The following is a 6,212-nucleotide window of genomic DNA, read 5'->3' as shown; positions in this document are numbered from 1 at the left end:
GGCCGGGGGGTGAGGGTGCCGGGTGGGGCGTCCGAGCCGACGGAGGTGGCTGTGAGCTCCAGCACGCCGGCCAGGTTGAGGTCGGCGCCGTAGGCGGGCACCGTCTCGGCGTTGCGGGCGAGCAGGTCGGCGAGCGGGTCGACGTCGACGTGCGGGGGGCGTCCCGCTCGCGCGGCGGGGGCCGCCCGGGGCGGCAGCGAGAGGGCGAATCCGGTGGCGCGGTGGCCGCAGTGGAGGGCGGTGCCGACGACACCGACGACGGCACCGGTCGTCGCGTCGAGCACCGGTCCGCCGGCCGCTCCCCCGCCCGGGCGCAGGGCGTCCCGGCCCGCCGTTCCGATCGCCAACTCCATGACGTCGTCGAGGAGATGGGAGCGGTCCGTGGCCATGTACGTCACCGGTGTCCGGCCCAGGACCCGCGCCTGGCGCCAGCAGCCGGCGTGGACGCGGACGTAGGTGCCGGTCCCGATCCCGTCGCGCGCGGTGACAGGCAGCGGTTCGACGCCGAGCCCCTCGGTGCGTACGAGGGCCAGGCCGAGGGCGGGCAGCGCGGTCACGGCGTCGGCGGTCACGACGCAGGCGCGGTCGGCGGCCGTGTGCACCACCATGTGGGTCAGTCCGTCGACCGCCTCGTGGCCGGTGATCACCGTGCCGTGATGGTCGGCGACGAAACCCGTGCCGCGGGGGCGGCCGCCCAGGTCCTGGAGGCGGACGAGGAAACGGTCGGCGGGATCGCCGGGGCCGCTGGGTCCGCTGGGTCCGCTGCGGGCGGCAATGCGCGAGTCGACGGTGGCGCGTGGGGCGACGGTGGTCTGTGGGTCGCCGGTGGTCTGTGGGTCGCCGACGATCCGTGGGTCGACGGTGGCCCGTGGGTCGACGGTGGCCCGCGGGTCAAAGGTGATCTGCGGGTCGAAGGCGATCCGTGGGCCCACAGTGGTTCCCGCGTCCCCGGCCCGCGCCTCGTCGGCAGTCCGCGCCTCGTCCCCGGCCCGTGCCTCGTCAGAAGTCAGTGGCGGACCGGGGATCCGGGCCAGGTCGGCGGTCCACGTGTCGCCGACGGTCAGCAGGCGACGGGCCGCCCCCGTGTCGGCCACGTCCCTCGTATCGCCGGCGGTCCCGGTGTCACCGACGGCCCCTGTGCCGACCACGGCACGCACGTCACCGGCGGTGCCTGTGTCGTGCCGTGCGCCCTGGGCGTCGCTCGCGCCCGGGCCCCGTCCCGCCATCGTCGTACCTCCCCGCCCTGCGCCCGTGACCTCGGGTCGACGGTAGGCGGACGAAGATCGACGGGACAGATCGCCAGGTGAACGCGCCCCCTCACGCTCCCTCCGTTCACTCCGAGCGCCTGCCCGGACGGGTGAATGGAGCGGAAGCGGTGGATACACCCTAGGGGTGGGGGAACCGAGGGGGGACCGTGGAGCGGCGGCAGTGGAAGACCCCGTGCTCGCCGCTCCACGGGCACCACGCCCCGGTGCCCGGCAACCTCAGCCGAAGATGGCCAGGCTCTTGGCCTTGCCCCGGTGGGCCTCGACCAGGGCCAGGAAACGGCCCTCGGGGTCGAACACGGCCACGGCGCCCCGGCCTTCGTACTCGTCGGGCATCTCCAGGCGCACACCGTTGAGGAGCAGCCGCGCCCGCTTGGCGTCCACGTTCCAGCGCGGGAAGGCTGCCGTGGCCGCGTCGGTGATCGGCATCACCGTCAGTTCCTGCTGGTGCTGCTCCAGGGTCCGCGCCGCGTCCAACTTGTACGGGCCGACGCGGGTGCGGCGCAGGGCGGTCAGATGGCCGCCGACGCCGAGGTCGGCGCCCAGATCGCGGGCGAGGGCGCGGATGTAGGTACCGGACGAGCAGACCACCGACACCACCAGGTCCTTGACCGGGGTGCCGTTCTCGGCGACGGCGTCACGGACGTCGTACACGGTGAAGGAGGAGATGGTGACCGGGCGGGCCGGGATCTCGAACTCCTCGCCCTCACGTGCCCGCTTGTACGAGCGCACGCCGTCGATCTTGATGGCGCTGACCTTGGACGGCACCTGCATGATGTCGCCGCTCAGCTTGGCGACACCGGCGTCGACGGCGTCCCGGGTGATCGCGGAGGCGTCGACGGAGGAGGTGATCTCCCCCTCGGCGTCGTCGGTGAGCGTGTTCTGCCCCAGGCGGACGGTCCCCACGTACTCCTTCTCGGTGAGGGCGAGATGGCCGAGGAGCTTGGTGGCCTTCTCCACGCCGAGGACGAGCACACCGGTCGCCATGGGGTCGAGGGTGCCGGCGTGGCCGACGCGTCGGGTCCGGGCGATCCCGCGCATCTTGGCGACCACGTCGTGCGAGGTGAAGCCCGACGGCTTGTCCACGATGACCAGGCCGTCGGGCGTCTTGTGCTTCTCGGTCATTACGGGGCGTCGCCGTCCGTCTCGACGGTCTCGTCCTCGTCGCCCGGCTTGCGGTACGGGTCGGCTTCACCCGCGAAGCTGGCGCCCGCGGAGACCTCGCGGACCTTCGCGTCCGAGGCACGTGCCTTGTCGAGGAGGTCCTCGATGGTCTTGGCGGTGTCCGGCAGGGCGTCCGCCACGAAGGTCAGGGTCGGCGTGAACTTCACGCCCGCCGCCGCACCCACCGCGGAGCGCAGCACGCCCTTGGCGCTCTCCAGGCCCGCGGCGGCCGCGGCCCGCTCCTCGTCGTCCCCGTACACCGTGTAGAAGACGGTCGCCTCCCGGAGATCACCCGTGACCCGGGTGTCCGTGATGGTGACATGCGAGCCGAGCCGCGGGTCCTTGATCCCGCGCTGCAGCTTCTGGGCCACCACCTCTCGGATGAGGTCCGCCAGCCTCTTAGCCCGCGCGTTGTCGGCCACTGGTCCGTCTCCCGTTCTTTCCTGATCTGAGTTCTTGGGTCAGTCGTCTTCGCCGTGCAGGCGCCGTCGTACCGACAGCAGCTCCACCTCGGGGCGAGCTGCGACCAGCCGTTCGCACCGGTCCAGTACGTCGTTGAGATGGCCGGTGTCGCCGGACACCATCGCGAGGCCGATGCCGGCCCGCCGGTGCAGGTCCATATGGTCGACCTCGGCGGCGCTCACCGCGTACTTCCGCTGGAGCTCGGCGACGATCGGGCGGACGACGGAGCGCTTCTCCTTCAGTGACCGAATGTCGCCGAGGAGCAGGTCGAAGGACAGAGTCCCTACGTACATGTGTACCCGGTTCACCCGCCGGTACGGGATCGATGGCCCCGCCATCCACTGGGCAGGGACATCAAGAACGGTACAACGAACGGGCCGGGTACTCGACGGGATTGTTCGCCCGCCGCCCCTGCCCGTCCCCCGGAACACGCCGAGGCGGCCGGCGGGAAAGACTCCCGCCGGCCACCTCGGGCCAGGGCATTACACCCGCGGCTTCTCGCGCATCTCGTACGTCGCGATGACGTCGTCGACCTTGATGTCGTTGAAGTTGCCGAGGTTGATACCACCCTCGTAGCCTTCGCGGATCTCGGTGACGTCGTCCTTGAAGCGACGCAGGCCCTCGATGTTGAGGTTCTCCGCGATGACCTTGCCGTCGCGGACGAGTCGGGCCTTGGTGTTCCGCTTGACCTCTCCGGAGCGGATGAGGACACCGGCGATGTTGCCCAGCTTGGACGACTTGAAGACCTCGCGGATCTCCGCCGTACCGAGCTCGACCTCCTCGTACTCCGGCTTCAGCATGCCCTTCAGGGCCGCCTCGATCTCCTCGATCGCCTGGTAGATGACCGAGTAGTAGCGGACGTCCACGCCTTCGCGCTCGGCCATCTGCGCCGCGCGGCCGGCCGCGCGGACGTTGAAGCCGATCACGATGGCGTCCGAGCCCATCGCCAGGTCGATGTCCGACTCCGTGACCGCACCGACACCGCGGTGCAGGACGCGGATGTCGACCTCTTCGCCGACGTCCAGCTGGAGCAGGGACGACTCGAGCGCCTCGACGGAACCGGAAGCGTCACCCTTGATGATCAGGTTCAGCTGCTGGACCTCGCCGGCCTTGAGCACCTTGTCCAGGTCCTCCAGGGAGACGCGGCGCGTGCGCTTGGCGAAGGCCGCGTTGCGCTCGCGGGCCGCACGCTTCTCGGCGATCTGGCGAGCCGTGCGGTCCTCGTCGACGACGAGGAAGTTGTCGCCCGCACCCGGGACGTTGGTCAGGCCCAGGACCTGGACCGGCGTCGACGGGCCCGCCTCGGCGACGTTGTTGCCGTTGTCGTCGAGCATGGCGCGCACTCGGCCGTAGGCGTCGCCCACGACCATCGTGTCGCCGACCCGCAGGGTGCCTCGCTGGACGAGGACCGTGGAGACGGCACCGCGGCCGCGGTCGAGCCGGGACTCGATCGAGATGCCCTGCGCGTCCTGGTGCGGGTTGGCACGCAGGTCGAGCGAGGCGTCCGCGGTGAGGATCACGGCCTCCAGCAGGGAGTCGATGTGCAGACCCTGCTTGGCGGAGATGTCGACGAACATGGTGTCGCCGCCGTACTCCTCGGCCACCAGGCCGTACTCGGTCAGCTGACCGCGCACCTTGGTCGGGTCGGCGCCCTCGACGTCGATCTTGTTGACCGCGACGACGATCGGGACGTCGGCCGCCTTGGCGTGGTTGAGCGCCTCGACCGTCTGCGGCATGACGCCGTCGTTGGCCGCGACGACGAGGATCGCGATGTCCGTCGACCGGGCACCACGGGCACGCATGGCGGTGAACGCCTCGTGACCCGGGGTGTCGATGAAGGTGATCTTGCGCTCTTCGTCGTTGACCTCGGTCGCGACCTGGTAGGCACCGATGTGCTGGGTGATGCCGCCGGCCTCGCCCGCGATGACGTTCGTCTTGCGGATGGCGTCGAGCAGTCGGGTCTTGCCGTGGTCGACGTGACCCATGACGGTGACGACCGGCGGACGGACCACGAGGTCCTCCTCGCCGCCCTCGTCCTCGCCGAACTCGATGTCGAAGGACTCGAGCAGCTCGCGGTCCTCCTCCTCCGGGCTGACGATCTGAACGGTGTAGTTCATCTCGCCGGCGAGGAGCTGGAGCGTCTCGTCGGAGACGGACTGCGTGGCCGTGACCATCTCGCCGAGGTTCATCATGACCGCGACGAGCGACGCCGGGTTGGCGTTGATCTTCTCCGCGAAGTCGGTGAGGGACGCACCGCGCGACAGGCGAATGGCTTCGCCGTTGCCGCGAGGCAGCATCACGCCGCCGACCGACGGGGCCTGCATGGCCTCGTACTCCTGGCGCCTCTGCCGCTTCGACTTGCGACCGCGACGCGCGGGACCGCCGGGACGACCGAAGGCGCCCTGCGTGCCACCACGGCCACCGGGACCACCGGGACGACCGCCGAAGCCGGGACGGCCACCGCCGCCACCGAAACCGCCGCCGCCACCGGCACCGGGGGCACCGCCACCGGGACGGCCGGCGAAGCCGCCGCCACCACCGGGACGACCGGCACCGCCGCCACCGCCCGGACGGCCGGCGAAGCCGCCGCCCGCGGGACGGCCGGCGCCGCCGGGACGACCCGCACCGCCCGGACCGCGGCCGCCGGGGCCACCGCCGGGACGCGGGCCGGCAGCGGGACGCTGCGGCATCATGCCGGGGTTCGGACGCGGACCCGCGGGACCGCCACCGGGACGGGGGCCGCCCTGCGGACGGGGCATACCGGCCGGCGACGGACGGGAACCGCCCGGAGCCTGCGGACGCGGACCGCCGCCCTGGGCGCCGGGCGCCTGCGGACGGGGACCGGCGCCGGGGGCACCGGGGCCGCCGGGACGCGCGCCCTGCGGACGCGGCGCCTGCGGACGCGCCATGCCGGTGGAGCCACCGGAGGTGAAGGGGTTGTTGCCCGGACGGGGACCGGCCGGACGGGCACCCGGACGCGGGGCCTGACCACCGGGGCGCGGGGCGCCACGGTCGGGACGGTCGGAACGGGGCGCCTGGCCCTGACCCTGACCCTGACCGGGACCACCCTGACGGGCACCGGGCTTCGGGCCGCCGGGGCCCGGACGGGCACCGGGACGCGGACCCTGACCCTGGCCCTGGGACGCGGCCGGAGCGACCGGCGCGGCCGGGGCCGACGGCGGAGCGGTGAACTCCGGGGTCGTGGGGGCCGCCGGGGCCGGACGCGGCGCGGGCTTGGGGCCCGGCACCGGACGCGGGCCGGAGACAGCCGGCGCGGAGGCCGACGGAGCCGCCGGGGCCGCGGGCTGCGGGGCCACGGGG

The 6,212-nt window shown here is 72.7% G+C and carries 5 protein-coding genes; all 5 read right to left on the bottom strand.

Going from position 1 to position 6,212, the window contains the following annotated elements; translation table 11 throughout:
* Positions 1–1,226: trypsin-like peptidase domain-containing protein (locus FNH09_RS49295; protein ID WP_338017860.1), on the bottom strand; the 1,226-nt coding region annotated here is incomplete at its 3' end.
* Between the two features lie 258 nt (positions 1,227–1,484).
* The gene (truB, locus tag FNH09_RS43485; protein WP_152895393.1) at positions 1,485–2,390 is read right to left on the bottom strand and encodes a tRNA pseudouridine(55) synthase TruB; all 906 of its coding nucleotides are present in this window, start codon (positions 2,388–2,390) and stop codon (positions 1,485–1,487) included.
* Positions 2,390–2,851, bottom strand: a complete 462-nt coding sequence (gene rbfA, locus FNH09_RS43480; RefSeq protein WP_162469983.1) for a 30S ribosome-binding factor RbfA — start codon at positions 2,849–2,851, stop codon at positions 2,390–2,392. The genes truB and rbfA overlap by 1 nt, the downstream gene beginning before the upstream one ends.
* A 39-nt stretch (positions 2,852–2,890) precedes the next feature.
* Entirely contained in the window at positions 2,891–3,184 is a 294-nt protein-coding gene (locus FNH09_RS43475) for a DUF503 domain-containing protein (RefSeq protein WP_152895392.1), read from the bottom strand.
* 189 nt (positions 3,185–3,373) lie between these two features.
* A partial coding sequence (gene infB, locus FNH09_RS43470; RefSeq protein WP_152895391.1) for a translation initiation factor IF-2 occupies positions 3,374–6,212 on the bottom strand: 2,839 nt, incomplete at its 5' end.

The sequence above is a fragment of the Streptomyces adustus genome (genome assembly GCF_009377175.1).
Lineage (GTDB): Bacteria > Actinomycetota > Actinomycetes > Streptomycetales > Streptomycetaceae > Streptomyces > Streptomyces adustus.
This window is presented reverse-complemented; position numbering and strand designations above follow the sequence as displayed.

Bases quoted from the DNA above. Each gene is read 5' to 3' on its own strand.
- truB (WP_152895393.1), bottom strand. From the start codon at position 2,390: ATGACCGAGAAGCACAAGACGCCCGACGGCCTGGTCATCGTGGACAAG.
- FNH09_RS43475 (WP_152895392.1), bottom strand. From the start codon at position 3,184: ATGTACGTAGGGACTCTGTCCTTCGACCTGCTCCTCGGCGACATTCGG.